General features: G+C 65.4%; 14 protein-coding genes. 7 read left to right on the forward strand and 7 right to left on the reverse strand.

Annotated elements, in window-relative coordinates:
* Window positions 1-35: 35 nt before the first annotated feature.
* The 3 genes from pyrC to THITHI_RS0106475 all read left to right on the forward strand — a co-directional run bounded on the left by pyrC (window position 36) and on the right by THITHI_RS0106475 (window position 2,944).
* Window positions 36-1,076 (forward strand): dihydroorotase, encoded by a 1,041-nt coding sequence (gene pyrC, locus THITHI_RS0106465; protein WP_018232259.1) that lies wholly within the window; start codon window positions 36-38, stop codon window positions 1,074-1,076.
* 126 nt (window positions 1,077-1,202) lie between these two features.
* Entirely contained in the window at window positions 1,203-1,853 is a 651-nt protein-coding gene (rnt, locus tag THITHI_RS0106470; RefSeq protein ID WP_018232260.1) for a ribonuclease T, read from the forward strand.
* 143 nt (window positions 1,854-1,996) lie between these two features.
* Window positions 1,997-2,944: a GGDEF domain-containing response regulator gene (locus THITHI_RS0106475; RefSeq protein WP_018232261.1), complete on the forward strand. Its 948-nt coding sequence runs from the start codon at window positions 1,997-1,999 to the stop codon at window positions 2,942-2,944.
* 76 nt (window positions 2,945-3,020) lie between these two features.
* On the opposite strand, the gene grxD is transcribed toward THITHI_RS0106475, so the two are convergent.
* From grxD to THITHI_RS0106495, 4 genes are all read right to left on the reverse strand, one after another.
* Complete coding sequence (grxD, locus tag THITHI_RS0106480) at window positions 3,021-3,350, reverse strand: Grx4 family monothiol glutaredoxin (RefSeq protein ID WP_018232262.1); 330 nt, start codon at window positions 3,348-3,350, stop codon at window positions 3,021-3,023.
* 186 nt (window positions 3,351-3,536) lie between these two features.
* Complete coding sequence (locus THITHI_RS18570) at window positions 3,537-5,099, reverse strand: M48 family metallopeptidase (protein ID WP_033336915.1); 1,563 nt, start codon at window positions 5,097-5,099, stop codon at window positions 3,537-3,539.
* Window positions 5,100-5,243: 144 nt separating this feature from the next.
* Window positions 5,244-7,019: an N-acetylglutaminylglutamine amidotransferase gene (locus THITHI_RS0106490; protein ID WP_018232264.1), complete on the reverse strand. Its 1,776-nt coding sequence runs from the start codon at window positions 7,017-7,019 to the stop codon at window positions 5,244-5,246.
* Between the two features lie 211 nt (window positions 7,020-7,230).
* A complete protein-coding gene (locus THITHI_RS0106495; protein WP_033336916.1) occupies window positions 7,231-8,778 on the reverse strand; it encodes a hydantoinase B/oxoprolinase family protein in 1,548 nt (515 codons plus the stop codon).
* Window positions 8,779-8,939: 161 nt separating this feature from the next.
* Between THITHI_RS0106495 and THITHI_RS0106500 the strand changes: the two genes are divergently transcribed.
* From THITHI_RS0106500 to ppk1, 4 genes are all read left to right on the forward strand, one after another.
* Window positions 8,940-9,521, forward strand: coding sequence for a superoxide dismutase (locus tag THITHI_RS0106500; RefSeq protein ID WP_018232266.1), 582 nt, complete (start codon window positions 8,940-8,942; stop codon window positions 9,519-9,521).
* Window positions 9,522-10,105: 584 nt separating this feature from the next.
* Window positions 10,106-11,284, forward strand: coding sequence for an acetylornithine transaminase (locus THITHI_RS0106505; protein WP_018232267.1), 1,179 nt, complete (start codon window positions 10,106-10,108; stop codon window positions 11,282-11,284).
* Window positions 11,285-11,298: 14 nt separating this feature from the next.
* A complete protein-coding gene (gene argF, locus THITHI_RS0106510; protein WP_018232268.1) occupies window positions 11,299-12,201 on the forward strand; it encodes an ornithine carbamoyltransferase in 903 nt (300 codons plus the stop codon).
* 81 nt (window positions 12,202-12,282) lie between these two features.
* Window positions 12,283-14,361, forward strand: a complete 2,079-nt coding sequence (gene ppk1, locus THITHI_RS0106515) for a polyphosphate kinase 1 (protein WP_018232269.1) — start codon at window positions 12,283-12,285, stop codon at window positions 14,359-14,361.
* Between the two features lie 134 nt (window positions 14,362-14,495).
* Here the strand turns inward: ppk1 and ppx are convergent, their stop codons facing one another.
* The 3 genes from ppx to THITHI_RS0106530 all read right to left on the reverse strand — a co-directional run bounded on the left by ppx (window position 14,496) and on the right by THITHI_RS0106530 (window position 18,130).
* Window positions 14,496-15,998, reverse strand: coding sequence for an exopolyphosphatase (gene ppx / locus THITHI_RS0106520; protein ID WP_026186113.1), 1,503 nt, complete (start codon window positions 15,996-15,998; stop codon window positions 14,496-14,498).
* Window positions 15,999-16,106: 108 nt separating this feature from the next.
* A complete protein-coding gene (gene sixA, locus THITHI_RS0106525; protein WP_018232271.1) occupies window positions 16,107-16,643 on the reverse strand; it encodes a phosphohistidine phosphatase SixA in 537 nt (178 codons plus the stop codon).
* Window positions 16,644-16,876: 233 nt separating this feature from the next.
* Window positions 16,877-18,130 (reverse strand): inorganic phosphate transporter, encoded by a 1,254-nt coding sequence (locus THITHI_RS0106530; RefSeq protein ID WP_026186114.1) that lies wholly within the window; start codon window positions 18,128-18,130, stop codon window positions 16,877-16,879.
* Between the last annotated feature and the right edge of the window lie 30 nt (window positions 18,131-18,160).

An 18,160-nucleotide genomic window follows, 5' to 3' on the forward strand; every position in this document is an offset into this window, starting at 1 on the left:
GGCCGCAAGGCACAGAAAAGCCACAGGAATACCCCATGACATCCGTACAGACACTGACCCTGCGGTATCCGGACGACTGGCATCTGCACCTGCGCGACGGTGACGCGTTACCCGCCGTCGTGCCGCATACCGCACAGCGGTTTGCGCGGGCCATCGTCATGCCGAACCTCAAGCCGCCGGTGACCACCACGGAACAGGCGCTCGCCTATCGTTCACGCATTCTCGCCGCGGTGCCGCACGGCGCGGCCTTCACACCGCTCATGACGCTGTACCTGACGGATGACACAACGGCGGACGAAATCCGCCGCGCCAGGGACAGCGGCATCGTATACGGCGTGAAGCTCTATCCGGCCGGCGCCACCACCCACTCCGATGCGGGCGTCACCCATGTGCGCCATGCCTATGCCGCCCTGGAAGCGATGCAGCAGGCCGGACTGCCCCTGCTGGTGCACGGGGAGGCCACCGATCCGGACGTGGACGTGTTCGACCGGGAAACGGTGTTCATCGAGCGGACCCTGGCGCCGCTGATGAAGGACTTCCCGGGCCTGAAGATCGTGCTCGAGCACATCACCACGGCCGATGCGGCGGCCTTCGTGCGCGAGGGCGGCGAGCTCCTCGGGGCAACGGTGACGCCGCAGCACATCCTGATGAACCGCAATGCCCTGTTTCAGGGCGGGATCCGTCCCCATCACTACTGTCTTCCGGTGCTCAAGCGCGAACGCCATCGCCAGGCCATTATGGACGTACTGGCCGAAGGTCATGCACGTTTCTTCCTGGGCACCGACAGCGCACCCCACCCCAGGGGCGCCAAGGAATCCGCCTGCGGCTGCGCCGGCATCTACAGTGCCCATGCCGCCCTGGAGCTCTATGCCGAGGCCTTCGAGGCGGCCGGCGCCCTGCAGCATCTGGAGGCGTTTGCCAGCCTCAACGGCCCGCGCTTCTACGGCCTGCCCGAGAACGAGGGGACCCTCACCCTGGTGCGGGATCCCTGGGAGGTGCCTCAGGCGTATCCGCTGGGCGGGGACACGGTGGTGCCATTGCGGGCGGGGACACACATTGCCTGGCGACTCAAGTGAAGTGGGAAGTGGGAATTGGGAAGTGGGAGGGGTGGGTGTCCGCGGATGGAGATGACAGCCTTTCAGGCCCTTCTTCCCATTTCCCAATTCCCACTTCCCACTTCACCTGTATTACCCTACCGCCCCATGACCAACGCACCCGACTTCCAGCCCATGGGTCACCGCTTTCGGGGATTTCTCCCCGTGGTGGTGGACGTGGAAACCGGCGGATTCAATCCGCAGTCCGATGCACTGCTGCAGGTGGCCGCAGTGCTGCTGCGCATGGACAGCGAGGGCCGCCTGTACCGGCACTATACGGTCGCCCGGCACGTGCAACCCTTCGAGGGCGCCAACATGGACCCGAAGTCCCTGGAGGTGAACGGCATCAACCCCTTCCACCCCCTGCGCATCGCGCACCCGGAGAAGGACGCCCTGGCGACGGTGTTTCGCTCCATCCGAGAAGAAATGAAGCTTAACGCCTGCAAGCGGGCGATCCTGGTGGGACACAATGCCGGGTTCGATCTCTCTTTCATCAATCAGGGTGCCGAGCGCGCCGGACTGAAACGCAACCCGTTTCACCCCTTCAGCAGCCTGGATACCGTGACCCTTTCCGCCATGGCCTTCGGGCAGACGGTACTGGCCAGGGCGGTCCAGGCCGCCGGCATGAAGTGGGACAACAGTGAGGCCCACTCCGCCGTCTATGACGCCGAGAAGACCGCGGACCTGTTCTGTCACGTCCTCAACCGCTGGGGGCCGATCCTTCAACCGTCCGTCGATACGCACATGGACAGTGGATAACCGGGACGTTATAAGACGCTTGGAGAACGGGTCGCCGGCATAAATCGCACCTGTGCCGCATCTCCTCCGGGGAGGAAGGTGCATGGGCAATGCGGGCACCGCAAGCTGACCAGATAACACTTAGCGACGGGGTTGATCAGGGAATGGTCGAAGATCTCGCCATCGTCATTGTCGACGATATGCAATACAGCCGCGCGGTGCTGCGCACCACGCTCAACCGCATTGGCTACACGGACGTGCGCATGGCCGCATCGGCTTCCGAGGCCCTCGTCATGATGAGCGACCGCCGGGCGGAAGTGGTGCTGGCCGACTGGGTGATGCCGGAGATGAACGGTCTGGAACTGACCGCCGAAATCCGCCGGAAGGACGAGCAGCGCAGCCACTACACGGGGATCATCCTGTTCACCGGCAAGGAAGGCGACGAGGCCATGATGGAAGCCTTCCGCCATGGGGTCGACGATTATCTCACCAAGCCGGTCAACCAGATACAACTGGCCGCCCGGCTGTTTGCGGCGGGCAGGGTCGCCCGCCTGCAGAACAAGGTACTGGAAACCTCAGCCGCACTGAGCGCCACCAACCACCAGCTGGAATTCCTGTCCACCACGGACCCCTTGACCGGGCTGCCGAACCGACGCGCCATGGACAAGCGTATGGAGGCGGCGATCATGGAGACCTGCAGCCGTGGAGGCGCATTGTGCCTGGGCATCCTGGACGTGGATCATTTCAAGCGCATCAATGATCTCCACGGACACGACGTGGGCGACGAGGTGCTCATCCTCATCGCCCGGCGCATGCGGCTCGCGCTTCGCCCCATGGACATGGTGGCGCGTATGGGCGGCGAGGAATTTGCCCTGGTGGCCCACTTCCATAAGTCGGAAAAATGCGATCCCGCGATCTTTGAACGGGTGCGACAGACCATCAGCGATGAACCCATACCCATCCCGGAAGGCGGCATCACCGTGACCGCGTCCATTGGCGTATGCTGTTACCAGCATGGCGAGGAGATGCCAACCATCCAGACCATGACCCGGCTGGCCGACCAGAACCTCTACCGGGCCAAGTCGGAGGGAAGAAACAGGGTCGTTGGGTAAGTGGGAAGGGTGAATTGGGAGGTGCGAAGTTAAAGCCTTTCAGTTCCCACTTCCCAATTCACACTTCCCACTTCGATTACGCGCTGTTGCGCTTGGCGCTCGCCTCATCCACCATCTTCTTCAGCTCGCCGCTCTGGGCCAGCTCCAGGGTGATGTCACAGCCGCCCACCAGCTCGCCGTCGATATAGACCTGCGGGAAGGTCGGCCAGTTGGCGTACTGGGGCAGGGCCTGCATGACCTCCTGGTCGGCGATCACGTTCACGTAAGCGAACTCCTGCCCGCACTGCTTGAGCGCCTCGACAGCGCGGCTGGAGAAGCCGCACATGGGGAACTGGGGGGTGCCTTTCATGAAGATGACCACCGGGTGGCCTTCCACCTGCTGTTTGATGCGTTCAAGCGCTTCCACGTCTTCTGACCTCGCAAATCAATTCAATGTATTCGTTTGCCTAGTTTATACCCCGCCCCCCGGCAAATAAACGGCCTGCAAAAGGGGGCATTGGCAAGACGGCCACGCGACGAGCGGCTCGCGGGACCGCGCGGCAGGTCTCCGGTCCCCGGCGCGGGCAAGGTCCCGGGTGCGGCATAATGACGATCAGGAGGCCTGGGCCGCCAGCGCCTCCTTGAGATAACGGCTGGCGGCTTCCGGCTGTCCGCGTTCCGAGAAGAACCGCGCCAGCACCCGCGCCGCCGCCCGGGCAAATGTCTTGTCGTAAGCAGCCACCCGCTCCAGGGCGACGACGCCCTTTTCGTCGCCCCGGGCAAGGAGATAACGGCCGATGCGCAGATTCAACTCCGCGTCGGGCACACCCATGGTCAGCAACTGCCGGTACACGGTGCATGCCTGGGCGCCCGGCAGCAGGCGTTCGGCCAGGGCCGCATAGCCGCGCGCCTCCTGCACGCTCAGGGGACCCCCCTTGGCCTTTTCGGCCAGCGCCCGGATGCGCCTGAGCGAACGCTGCCTGCGCTCGTAGCGCTCCCTCCAGGCCGGCATGATGCCGCGAAACCACAGGCTGTCCATGTGCCTGACCCGGGCCGCGAGGGAGGCCCCGAGGTAATGGCCTGCTGCGGCTTCCTCCAGGGGTCCGGGCACAGGCGCAACGCCATGACCGATGTGATCCAGCCGGGCCCGCAGGCCCGGAAGCTCGCCGCGCCCCGAATCGGCCTCCGACAGGACCCGGTCGAGCCACTGCCTCGCTTTCTGCGGACCCAATGCCCGTATCGCGGCCGTCATGCGCGCAAAGGGGAAGTTGCGGGGCTGCGGGGACGCCGGCTGGTCCGGCTGCAATCGCGGCCAGAATGCCTCATCGAGATAGCGCTGCCGCAAGATGCTCGCAGCCAGGGCTTCCGCCACCTCCTGGTCGTCGATGACGGTCAGGACGCTGGCGTCGGCATCCAGTTCGGCCTGGCGGGCCGCACGCCGGGACAGGCGGCGCAGCAGCGGCACGTACCATGGAAAGAACGCCCGGAGCAGCCAGGACAGGGGCCAGGGCGCCGACGCCGCGTCCCGCCGATACCGGGGCCAGACGCGCGCGAGCACGTATACCCAGTTCCCGGGCCTGTAGTGCGGGGCGGCGAGTTGGCCGATGCGCCGGGCCATCAGCACCCGTGCCTGCTGCGGCGACAGACTCAGCAGGACCGGCAACCCGACCATCAGCGTATTGGTGAACACGAAGGGATAGCCGAATCGCGGCGTACGGATCATCTCCACCTCGAAGCGCTCGGAGAGCACGATCCGGTGCACCGGCGCGGCGCCGCAGAGCCGGCGCAGCTCGTCGACGGTGTCGAAAAGCGCCGGGGCCTCACCCGGTTCCAGCACCTCCGCACCGGGCAGCGTGAAGCGCAGGCGCGCAATCTGCCAACTGACCAGACCCAGCAGCGCGATGAGCACCACCACCCCCGCCAGCATGGCCCAATCAACGGGATCGGCGAGGCCTGCCACCCGCCCGGGCAGGCCCGCCAGCAGCAACAGGGCGACAAGCGGGAAACTCAACAGGTACAACTGCCCCAGGGCCGAAAGGCCGATGTTCAGCCCCATGTGCGTTCTGGGCCATCGGGTGACAAACCGATCGATCGCGCGTCGATATCCGCGCCGGATGCGCGCCCTGACCAGGGACGGCCGCGCACGGCGAAGCCTGCGCCTCAACTGCGGGGTCATGTGGATACCCGCTCCCCTGTTCTCGTGATTATTGTCCGTGACACTCTAGCCACGCCCGCGGCGCGCGGATGTTAAGGACTTCACACAAGAACGCGTGCACACAGGAACCGTCCACTTGGACGGTATAAAAAGCCGGGTGAACGGTCAGTCCAGATTACGTTGCAGCCAGAACTCCAGCAGGGCCAGATGCCAGAGCTTGCTGCCCTGAATGCGGGTGAGGTGGGATTCGGGGCTCGAGAGCAGGGCTTCCACGTAGCCGCGCTGATACAGCCCCCGTTCCCGGCAGGCCCGGGAGTCCAGGATGTCCCGCATGAAATCCAGGAACTCGCCGCGCACATACTTCAGTGCCGGCACCGGGAAATAGCCCTTGGGCCGGTCGATTACCGCGTCGGGAAGACGGCCCCGGGCGATCTGCCGCAGGGCGTACTTGCCGCCGTCACGCAGTTTCAGATCCGGCGGCATGGCCGCGGCCAGTTCCACCAGTTCCTGGTCAAGGAACGGCACCCTGGCTTCCAGGCCCCAGGCCATGGTCATGTTGTCCACGCGTTTGACCGGATCATCAACGATGAGGGTGGTGACATCCAGGCGGAGCACCGCATCGATGAAGCTGTCCGCGCCGGGTGCGTCCAGCAGTTCCGCGATGAGTGCGGCCGTGTGATCGCCGTCCACCAGGCCGGGGGCGATCATGCGCGCATACTCGTCGTGGTCCCGGTCGAAGTAGTGACGCCGGAAGCGGTCCACGCGGCTTCCTTCGGACTCCTGCGCCATGCGCGGATACCAGAAATAGCCGCCAAATACCTCGTCCGCCCCCTGCCCGGACTGCACCACCTTGACGTGCTTCGACACCTGCTCCGCCAGCAGGTAGAAGGCCACGGCATCCTGACCCACCATGGGCTCGGCCATGTGGTCCACAGCCTCCGGCAGGCGGGTGAGCACTTCCGCATTGGGCACGTGAAAGCGGAAATGCTCGGTGTCGTATCGCGCGGCCACCGGATCGGAATATTCGAACTCGCTGCCCTTCTCCTCGGGCTGATCCTCGAACCCCACGGTAAAGGTCTTCAGGCCCTGCACACCGCATTCCGCGAGCAGGGCCACCAGCAGACTCGAGTCCAGCCCCCCAGAGAGCAGCACGCCCACGGGGACATCGGCGATCTGCAGGCGGCGTTCCACCGCCCGGCGCAGGCTCTCGTGCACCGCCTCGATCCACTCCGCCTCACTGCGCGGCCCGGCGGGCCGCGAGGCATCGAGCTGCCAGTATCGATCGAGCCGGGCACGACCGTCCGCCTCCACCGTCAGCGTATGTGCCGGCGGCAGCTTGCGAACGCCGCGGAACAGGGTGCGGGGGGCGGGCACGACGGCGTGCAGGGTGAAGTGATGATGCAGTGCCACCGGATCGATGGACGTGTCCACGCCCCCCGCCTGCAGCAGGGCCTGTGAATTGGAAGCGAACCGGAGACGATTCGCGTCCTGGCTGTAGTACAGGGGCTTGATGCCCATGCGGTCGCGGGCCAGAAACAGGCGGCGGTTGCGCAGATCCCACACGGCGAAGGCGAACATGCCCTTGAACCGGCGCACACAATCTGCGCCCCATTCGGCGTAGGCCTTGAGGATCACCTCGGTATCACCGGTGGAGAAGAACCGGTGGCCGCGCCCCTCGAGCACGGCACGCAGGTCGCGGAAATTGTAGATCGTGCCGTTGAACACCACGGCGAGCCCCAGCGCGGGATCCAGCATGGGCTGGTGGGCACGTTCCGACAGGTCCAGGATGGACAAACGCCGATGACCGAACGCCAGCGGGCCATCGCTCCAGGTACCCTCGTGATCGGGTCCGCGCCGCTCCAGCCGGTCCAGCATGCGTCGCAGGGACGCCAGCTCCGGGCGCGCGTCGTTGAAGTTCAGTTCACCGCAGATGCCGCACATAAGGGCAGTGGCAAGTCTCAAGTGGCAAGTGGCAAGGAAGTGCGAAGTGGGAATTGGGAAGTGGGAAACGAGATGCCGGAGCCGGGCATTGCGATTCCCGCCACATGCACATGAGGGACCATTCTAACAAGACCCGGCCACAAGCGCGTGGTCCGTTCCCGTTTCCGCCGTTCAGCTTTTCGTTCTCACTTCCAAATTCACACTTCGCCCTTCAGGAGGCGGCTCCACACCCGCCTCCGCCCGGGGTCTCCAGGGTCAGCACATCACCCGGGCGGACATCCATACTCACCTTCGGCGGCAGGATCACGTTGTTGAGACAGTTGATGCCGGGGGCGCCGGAGGCGCCGCCGTGCAGGCCCCAGGGGGCGCGGCGTCGGCGCTCGGTGAGCAGGGTGAAACGCGCCGGGGCGAGAAACTCGTAGCTGCGCACCAGACCGTCGCCGCCCGATCGCAGGCCCGCCCCACCGGAACCGCGGCGAACCGAATACTCGCGCACGTGAATGGGGTAGCGGGATTCCAGCACCTCGATGGGCGTGTTGCGGGTATTGGTCATGTGGGTCTGGACGGCCGAGAGACCTCCGCCGTGGCGCCCGGCGCCCATACCGCCACCCAGGGTCTCGTAGTAACCCCAGGGATGTGCACCCGCCGCGCCCATCGCGACGTTGTTCATGCTGCCGTGGCTGGCGGCGGGGATGCGCCCCGGCAGCGCATCGGCCAGGGCGCCCAGCACCACGTCCACGACCCGCGTGCTGGTTTCCACGTTGCCGGCGGCCACGGCAGCGGGACGCAGGGCATTGAGCAGACAGCCCTCGGGCACGGTCATGCGCACCGGCCGGAACGTGCCGGCGCAGGCGGGTGTCCGGGCCGGCATCAGGCAGCGCATGGCGTAGAGCACGCCGGCCGCGGTGACGGACAGGGGGCAGTTGATGTTGCCCGCCACCTGGGCGGCAGTGCCCGTGAAATCCACGTGAACATGGTCGTCGCGGCGTTCGACGGCCACGCGGATGGGGATGTCCTCGTGCCCCAGACCGTCGTCGTCCATGAAATCCTCGAACTCGAAGCGGCCCCCGGGGATAGCGCCCAGGGCATCCCATGCGAGGCGTGCACCATAGTCGTTCAGCTGGTCGACGGCGGTGCGCCATGCCTCCTCTCCCATGGACTCCACCAGCGCTGCGAGACGTTGCAGGCCACGCCGGTTGGCGCCGATCTGGCCGGCGAAATCGCCCTGGGCATCGCGCGCATTGCGGGTGGCTTCGGTGACCTCGGCAAGGCGTTCCCGATTGACCACGCCGCCTCGCACCACGTGCCCCGGCGGAATCAGGATGCCCTCCTCGTGCAGGCTTCGCGACAGGGGCATGGACCCGGGGGATTCGCCGCCGATGTCCGCATGGTGTGCCCGGTTGGCCACGAAGGCCACGAGCCGATCCTCCACGAACAGGGGCGCCACCACGGTCACATCCGGCAGATGGGTGCCGCCGAGGAAGGGATCGTTGAGCATGACCATGTCGCCGGGCGACCACCGGATCCCCGCCACGATGCCGCGCATGGCATGGGCCATGCTGCCCAGGTGAACGGGGATGTGCGCAGCCTGGGCGCACAGTTCGCCCCGCGCGTCGAACAGGGCGCAGGAAAAGTCCAGCCGGTCCCGGATATTGGGAGAGAACGCGGAACGGGCCAGTTGCACACCCATCTCCCCGCACACGGAATCGACGCGGCTGGCGAACAGGCTCAACTCAACCGGGTCAAGACGAGAAGCCACGGGAACGGCCGGTCCTCAAAACAGGATGATCATGAAGGATTATTGCATTACGAAGAGTGCCTGTCCTATCTTTACGCCCTTACTCGGAAATTCGACCAGCCGCTTTCAGGCGGAAAGCGGCCGTTCCACTCACGTCACCCAATGAGAAAGGAGAATCCCCGATGGCACATGAACTGCCTCCCCTCCCCTATGCGAAAGATGCACTGGCCCCGCACATCTCCGCGGAAACGCTGGAATTCCATCACGACAAGCATCACGCCACCTACGTCACGAACCTGAACAAGCTGATTGCCGGCACCGAGTTCGAGGACCTCTCCCTGGAGGAGATCGTGAAGAAGGCCCCGGCTGGCGGCATCTTCAACAACGCCGCGCAGGTGTGGAATCACACGTTCTATTTCAACTGCATGGGCCCCAACGGGGGCGGCGAGCCCGGCGGCGCGCTGGCCGACGCCATCAACAAGGCCTTTGGATCCTTTGCGGAGTTCAAGGACAAGTTCAATGCCTCGGGCGCGGGCAACTTCGGTTCCGGATGGACCTGGCTGGTGAAGAACGCCGATGGCAGTGTCGAGATCGTCAATACCAGCAATGCCGCCACGCCGCTCACCGGCGACCAGGTCCCGCTGATGACCGCCGATGTGTGGGAGCACGCCTACTACATCGACTACCGCAACGCCCGGCCCAAGTACCTGGAAGCCTTCTGGAACGTGGTCAACTGGGACTTCGTGGCCAGCAACTACGGCTGAATGCCCCGTGGTTGATCCCGGAACCGGGCGGGGGTGAACCTGCCCGGTTTTTTTTTGTGCCTGCCCGTTTGCGGGACACCGTCGTTTTCCGGCCTGTCGACCTTCCCGAACCCAACCCCCTTTCGCCCGGAGGACCGGGCTCCTACGCGGCCTCGATCCCGCCCCGTGGGAGCCCGGTCACCTGGGCGATCCTCTCCTACCCAAGCCCCTTTCGCCCGGAGGACCGGGCTCCTACGCGGCTACGATCCCGCTGTAGGAGCCCAGTCCCCTGGGCGATCCCGCCCAAGCGAAACCCCTTTCGCCCGGAGGACCGGGCTCCTACGTGGCCTTGATCCCGCCCCGTAGGAGCCCGGTCCTCCGGGCGATCCTGCCCAGCCCCCTGGACCAATTCAACGTCGCCGGCAAGGGTTTTTCATGCGAAACCTCGAAGAACCCTTTTTGCTGTGTCCCTTCGTGTGCTTCGAAGCAACCCGCGTTTCAGGACGCCGTTGAACACAACCTAATCACCGGTATAATGAAATCCGATGCGGCAGCCCCTATCGCTGCCGTTTTTGTTTCCCGGTCGTCCTTTCACGGAATCACCCATGTCGGATGCGCTGATGCACAATTACGGCCGCCAGCCCGTCGCCTTCGAACGCGGCGAAGGCGCGTGGCTGTGGGACACGGAGGGCCGCCGTTACCTGGACGCGCTGGCCGGTATCGCGGTGTGCGGTCTGGGTCATGCCCACCCGGCAGTGACCCGCGCCCTGTGCGACCAGGCAGGCACCCTGGTCCATACCTCCAATATCTACCGCAACCCCCTGCAGGGACAGTTGGCGGAGCGCCTGTGCACCCTGACCGGCATGGATCGGGCCTTCTTCTGCAACTCGGGTGCGGAGGCCAACGAGGCAGCCATCAAGCTTTCGCGCCTGCACGGCCACGCGCGCGGCATCGATGCGCCCGCGGTGATCGTCACCGAAGGCAGCTTCCATGGGCGCACTCTGGCCACGCTCACGGCCACCGGCAATGCGAAGATCCAGCGGGGCTTCGAGCCGCTGGTGCCGGGTTTCGTGCGTGTGCCCTACGGAGATCTGGACGCCATCGCCCGGCTTGCGGATCAACCCGGCATCGCCGCCGTGCTGGTGGAACCGGTGACCGGCGAGGGGGGCATCCGCATCCCTCCTCCCGGTTACCTGAAAGGCATCCGTGAACTCTGCGACCGCCATGACTGGCTCATGATGCTCGACGAGATCCAGACGGGCATCGGCCGCACCGGCGCATGGCTCGCGTGCCAGCACGAAGGCGTGCTTCCCGACGTATTGTCCCTGGCCAAGGGGCTGGGCAACGGCGTGCCCATCGGCGCGTCACTGGCTCGCGGCAAGGCGGCCGAGCTGTTCACGCCGGGCAGCCACGGCACCACCTTCGGCGGCAACCCGCTGGTCTGCCGGGCGGCCCTGGCCGTGCTGGACACCATGGAACGGGAAGACCTTCCTGCCCGGGCCGCCCGCACGGGCAGTTACCTGCTCAACGGCTTCCGGGATCGCCTGGGCGGACAGCCCGCGGTCCGGGAGATTCGCGGCCTGGGTCTGATGATCGGCATCGAACTGGACCGCCCCTGCACGGAACTGGTGGGCCGAGCCCTTGAGCGGGGCCTGCTCATCAACGTCACCGCCGAGCGCGTCATCCGCCTGCTGCCGCCCCTGATCCTGTCCACTTCCGAGGCGGACATCCTGCTCGAGACACTCACGGGTCTGGTGGAGTCCTTTGCCGCCGGAAAAGCCTGAACACGGAGGCCTTCATGACCGTGCGCCATTTTCTTTCCCTGCTCGACCTCAGTACCGAAGAGTTGCGTGGCCTGATTGCGCGCGCCATCGAACTCAAGCGGCTGCATCGCAGCGGCACGGAACACGAATCCCTTCGGGGGAAAGTGCTGGGCATGATCTTCGAGAAATCATCCACCCGCACCAGGGTGTCCTTCGAGGTGGGCATGATCCAGCTCGGGGGACAGGCCCTGTTCCTCTCGCCACGCGATACCCAACTCGGACGCGGTGAGCCCATCGAGGATACCGCCCGGGTGCTGTCCCGCATGGTGGACGGGGTGATGATCCGCACGTATGAACACGAGAAGATTGAACGCTTCGCCGCCCACTCCCGCGTGCCGGTGATCAATGGACTGACGGACCTGGAACACCCCTGTCAGCTGCTGGCGGATCTGCAGACCTGGTTCGAACACCGGGGCGACATCACCGGCCGCGTCGTGACCTACGTGGGTGACGGCAACAACATGTGCAACAGCTACATCAACGCGGCGCAACTACTGGGATTCACGCTGCGCGCCGCCTGCCCGGAGGGTTACGACCCGGATCCGGAGCTGGTCCGTGCGGCCGGCGACGCGGTGAGCGTGGTGCGCGATCCCGCCGAGGCGGTGCGCAACGCCGACCTGGTGGTCACCGACGTCTGGGCCAGCATGGGTCAGGAGGACGAGCAGACCGCACGCAGGCAGGCCTTCACCGACTACGTGGTGGACTCGGCGCTCATGAAACGGGCGAACCCCGAGGCACTGTTCATGCACTGCCTGCCCGCCCATCGCGAGGAAGAGGTGTCCACCGAGGTGCTGGAAGGCCCCCAGAGCGTCGTCTGGGACGAGGCCGAGAACCGCCTTCACGCCCAGAAGGCCCTGCTCGAGTTTCTGCTCACCTGAGGAAGGGATTGCCGTTGAGACTCGGGAAAGAATAACGGACAGGATTAGGCTTTTGTGAACCTCTGCGGGCATGAATCCCCGATGGATGACGTTGATCTTTCAAACCCGGAGCTTTATCTCAACCGTGAGCTGAGTCTGCTGGCGTTCAACCAGCGCGTGCTGGATCTGGCCAAGGACGCCTCCATACCCCTGTTGGAGCGGCTGCGTTTTCTGTGCATCTCCAGCACCAACCTGGACGAGTTCTTCGAGGTCCGGGTGGCCGGACTCAAGCAGCAGGTGCAGCTGGGCGTGAATACCCCGGGGCCGGACGGCCTCTCCGCCGCCGAGCAGCTCGCGCGTGTCGGCACCCGGGCCCATGCGCTGGTACAGGACCAGTACCGGACCCTCAACGAGGTCCTGATCCCCGCCCTGGAAACCGAGGACGTGCGCTTCCTGCGCAGGACGCACTGGAATGCCGAGCAGGCCGACTGGGTCAGGGAGTTCTTTTCCCAGGAATTGCTGCCAGTGCTTTCGCCGCTGGGCCTCGATCCGGCACACCCGTTTCCGCGCATCCTGAACAAGAGCCTCAACTTCATCGTCACTCTGGAGGGCAGGGACGCCTTCGGCCGGGAGAGCCGCATGGCCGTGGTGCAGGCGCCCCGCTCGCTGCCGCGCATCATCCGGGTGCCCCGGGAGATTGCCCGCGGCGACTACGACTTCGTGTTCCTTTCCTCCATCCTCCATGCCCACGTGGGCGATCTCTTCCAGGGCATGAAGGTGACGGGGTGTTACCAGTTCCGACTCACCCGAAACTCGGATCTTTTCGTGCGCGAAGAGGAGATCGATGATCTGCTCATGGCGCTGGAGGGCGAGCTGCCCCAGAGGAACTATGGCGAGGCCGTGCGCCTGGAAGTGGCGGACAATTGTCCCGACGACACCGCGCAGTTTCTGCTGCGCCAGTTCAAGCTGGACCCGGAGGATCTGTTTCAGGTCAGCGGGCTCGTGAATCTGAACCGCCTGCTGGCGGTGCACGACCTGGTGGAGCGTCCGGATCTGAGATTCCCCGCCTTCACACCCTCCCTGCCTCCGGGTCTGTCCGCCGGCACCGATATCTTCCAGACCGTGCGCCGGAACGATGTGCTGCTGCACCACCCCTACCAGTCGTTCATGCCGGTGGTGGAGTTCCTGCGCCAGGCGGCCGGCGATCCGGACGTGCTGGCCGTCAAGCAGACCCTGTACCGCACGGGACTGCGTTCCCAGCTTGTGGACATCCTGGTGGAGGCGGCGGAGAACGGCAAGGAGGTGACCGTAATCGTGGAACTGCGCGCCCGGTTCGACGAGGCGGCCAATATCCAGCTGGCCAACCGCCTCCAGGATGCGGGCGCTCACGTGGTCTATGGCGTGGTGGGCTACAAGACACACGCCAAGCTCGCCATGGTGGTGCGCCGGGAAGCGGGCCGGATCGTGCGCTACGTGCACCTGGGCACCGGCAACTATCACATGGGCACCGCGCGGGCCTACACGGACTTCGGCCTGCTCACCACGGAAAAGACCATCGGCGAGGATGTCCACAAGGTGTTTCAGCAGCTCACGGGACTCGGCCGTGTGTCAAAGCTGAAGAAGCTCCTGCAATCCCCCTTCACGCTGCACTCGGGCATGCTGGAGCGCATCGACCGGGAAGCGGAGCACGCGCGCGCAGGCCGACCCGCGCGCATCATGGCGCGCATGAACTCCCTCATCGAGCCCCGGATCATCCAGGCGCTCTACCGGGCCTCCCGGGCGGGCGTCAGGGTGGATCTGATGGTGCGCGGCATCTGCGGCCTGCGTCCGGGCATCCCCGGGGTATCGGAAAACATCCAGGTCCGTTCCGTACTGGGCCGCTTCCTGGAACACTCGCGTGTCTTCTATTTCGAGAACGGGGATGAGGCACCCGAACTGTTCCTGTCGAGCGCCGACTGGATGCCGCGCAATTTCTTCCGGCGGGTGGAGGTGGCCTTCCCCGTCACCGACGACACGCTGCGCAAGCGGGTCATGCAGGAGGCCCTGCTCAACTACTTCTCCGACAACACCCAGGCCTGGGTGCTGCAGAAGGACGGCGGTTACCGGCGGATCAAACCGGCGGCCAACCAGAAGCCGCGTTCCGCACAGAACGAACTGCTGGCGCAGTATTCGACCATGTAGGTTGTCGAGGACTGGGGGTCAAGGTTCAAAGTTCAAAGTTCAAAGTTCAAAGTTCAAGGTTCAAGGTCAGTGGAAGGATCAAGCCTTGGCACCGCTTTGAACTTTGAACTTTGAACTTTGAACCTTGAACCCCTTCACTCAACCTTCAGCTTCACCCCCGCCGGCTTCAGATACTCCTTCTCCCGTTCCAGGTCCGCCCGCGTCAGCGGATGCGTGTCGAGCCAGCCCGGGGAGAACACGAGCTTCAGGCCGTTGGACGTGGCACTCGCCGATTGCAGGGCCGGGGGCGTATCGCCTCGGCTCCTGCGCAGCAGCACCGCCAGACGCAGCAGTACCGCCAGGCGCACAAGGCGCAGCTGCATGTCTCCCGACACGGACTGTCGGATCAGCCCGACGCGGAACTTGCGTCGATGGTTCAGCACCAGCAGCGACAGCCACTGCTGGCCCTGGCGCGAGTACCCGGCCAGATCCGCATTGGCAAGCAGGTAGGCACCATGCTTGTGATAACCCGCGTGGGAGATGGAAAGCCCCAGTTCATGGAGCCGCGCCGCCCAGCCCAGGGTATCGGCGGCGTCCTCGTCCATGTCCCACGCCTCGGCCACGTACTCCAGCAGTGTCCGGGCGGTGGATTCGACACGGAGTGCGTGGTCCGTATCCACCTGAAAGCGGTGCATGAGCCCGTCAATGGTCCTTTCACGCACATCCTCGTGGCTGATGCGCCCCAGCAGATCAAAGACGAGCCCTTCACGCAGCGCGCCGTCGGATACCTGCATGGTGTCTATGTCCAGGGCCTCGAAGATGGCCAGCAGAACCGCCGCCCCCCCGGGAAACACAGGCTTTCGATCCTCGCCGAGCCCGGCCAGTTCCAGTTTCGAAAGATCACCCGCCGCAATCATGGCCTGACGCAACCGCCGGAGCCCCTCCAGGGTGATGCCGCCCCGGGACCAGCCCTGTTCATGCAGCACGCGCTCCACGGCCAGCAGCGTCCCCGATGCGCCCAGCGCGCTCTCCCAGCCCAATGCCGCGTAATGGCGTTCGACCGGCTGCAGTTCGAGGCGCGCGGCAAGATCCGCCGCGCGCCATCCGGTCTCCGTGATACGGCCCTCCGGGAAATAGAGCTGTGAGAAGCGCACGCAGCCCATGTAGAGACTCTCGCCGTGGATCGGCTCGAAGCGCTCGCCGATGATCAGCTCCGTACTGCCGCCGCCGATGTCCACCACCAGGCGCCGGCCGCCGTCATCGGAAAGGGTGTGTGCCACCCCCAGGTAGATCAGGCGGGCCTCCTCATGCCCGCCGATCACCTCGATGGGATGGCCCAGTGCGGCGGCGGCGCGTTCCATGAACTGCGCGGCATTGGTCGCCTTGCGCAGGGTGTTGGTGCCTACCGCACGCACCGCCCCCCGGGGCAGATCCCGCACCCGTTGCCCGAAACGCTCAAGGCAGGCCGTGGCCCGGTCCATCGCCTCCGCCGTAATCCGGTCACGCCGGTCCAGGCCGCCGGCCAGACGCACGGTCTCACGAAGGCGATCGAGCATGTGGACATGGCCATCGCGCACCTGCGCCACGATCATGTGAAAACTGTTCGAGCCGAGATCGACGGCGGCAACGGTCTCGGGCGGTTTGAGGCGTCGGATCATGCGGTCACCGGGACAGGACGACTCGTTGATCAACCTTCAGTGGACAGCGCCCCGAAGCAGCTGCCGGGGGCGGGGCGGGATCCCTGGATCCTGAAGATCGGAGCAGCATCAGAATTTGCGCAGCTGTGCCTGAGACATGAGCCAGAGGATGGTGCCCCGCCCTTTCCCGGGCGTCCCGGCGAAATACACCGCGCAGGCCGCGCCTTTCTTGATTTCCACCAGTGACGTGGCGCTGTCGGCACACAGCCAGGCGATCAGGCGGGACAGGTCCGGTTCGTGGCCGACGAGCATCACCACGCCGCCGGAACCGGAAAGCGTGTGCGCGAGCCACTGAGTGAGCTCGGCCGGATCACCCCCGGGGGCCAGTTCCACGGCGCGCTCCACGGTGCCGTGGTCCAGCTCGCGCGCCAGGATGCGGGCCGTCTGTTCAGCGCGGGTACAGGGGCTGGTCAGGATGCGGTCCACGCCGTCGATCAGTTCCCGCATACCCTTGGCCGCGCGCTTCATGCGCTTGACCCCCTGCGAGGTGAGAGGACGGTCGCAGTCAGGCGATCCCGTGCCCGCGGCGAACGTACCCGGGTCCTCTGCCTGACCGTGGCGGACGAGGATCAGGGTGAGATCGCGGGGTGTTTCTTCGCCTGACATGGTAGCCCCTGATAAAGGCTGAGCGAACACTCAGGATACAGTGCGACGGAGAGGGGGGCCGGGGCAAGTGGCGGAACCCCATTCTTCGACACGGTCAACACTGCTGCCGCGCCGAAACGCCAGGACCCATTGAAGCAGTATCGGCGTGGATCCCCCGTGACGCACGGGGCGAAACAGGGTTCGAGCGAAAAACCCGAAGGGGCGCCGCCGGGATGCGGCACCAGCACCCGCCTTCACCCCAGAAACCCCTTCAGGATGAAAAAGAACACGATCGCCAGAACCGCGCCCGCGGGCAGCGTCACGATCCATGACAGGAAGATGGTGCGCACCACCCCCATGTTGATGGCCGCGATACCGCGGGCCATGCCCACGCCCAGAACGCCGCCCACCAGGGTATGGGTGGTGGAGATAGGCAACCCGGTCCCGGAGGCCATGACGACGGTGATGGCGGCGGCCAGCGTGGCGGCGAAGCCGCGGCTGGGGGTGAGCTGGGTGATGCCGGTGCCCACGGTGGCAATCACCTTGTGGCCATAGGTCACGAGCCCCACGACGATGCCCAGCCCGCCCAGCAGCAGAATCCAGATGGGCATCACCGTGCGCGCATCCACCACACCCCCACTCTGCACCACGCTCACCACCGCCGCCAGCGGACCCACGGCATTGGCCACGTCGTTGGAACCATGGGCGAATGCCATGGCGCATGCGGTGATCAGCATCAGCACCCCGAAGACCTTCTCCACGTTGGTGTAGTGGAAATCCCGGTCCGCTCCGGGGTCGAACTTCTGGCGACGAATGGCATGCACACCAAACGCCGTGACCACCAGGCCGATGCCGGCGGCAATGGCATAGGTTTCAAACGTCGAGAACTCGAGTCCCAGGTGGGTGAGCCCCTTGAACAGTGTGACAAGGGCGGTGATGAAGGCCGCCAGGAAGATGTAGCCGGGGACGAAACGCCGGGCATTGGCCAGCGGATCACGGGTATCGAGGATCAGGATCTGCACACTGCGAAACAGGGCAAACGCAATGCTGCCCGCCAGCAGAGGCGAGACCACCCAGGACATGGCGATTCGACCCACTTTGGACCATTCCACCACCTCCACGCCGATCCCCACGGCGGCGAAACCCACGATGGCGCCGACGATGGAATGGGTGGTGGATACCGGCCAGCCGAATCGTGATGCGATCAGCAGCCACGTGCCCGCCGCCAGCAATGAGGCCAGCATGCCGAAGATGAGAAGTTCGGGGTTGCCCGACATGAAGGCCGGATCCACCATGCCGCTGCGAATGGTCTGAGTCACCTCGCCGCCGGCCAGCCAGGCCCCGGCAAACTCGAAGACCGCGGCGATGATCACCGCCTGACGCAGCGTGATCGCCCCGGACCCCACCGACGTGCCCATGGCATTGGCCACGTCATTGGCTCCGATGCCCCAGGCCATGAAGAAACCGAACACACAGGCGAGGATGATGAACAGCGTGCCGTATTCCAGCATGAAGAACCCTTCGACGAGTCGGTGACG

Origin of the sequence: Thioalkalivibrio thiocyanodenitrificans ARhD 1 (assembly GCF_000378965.1) — a bacterium.
Lineage (GTDB): Bacteria > Pseudomonadota > Gammaproteobacteria > Ectothiorhodospirales > Ectothiorhodospiraceae > Thioalkalivibrio_A > Thioalkalivibrio_A thiocyanodenitrificans.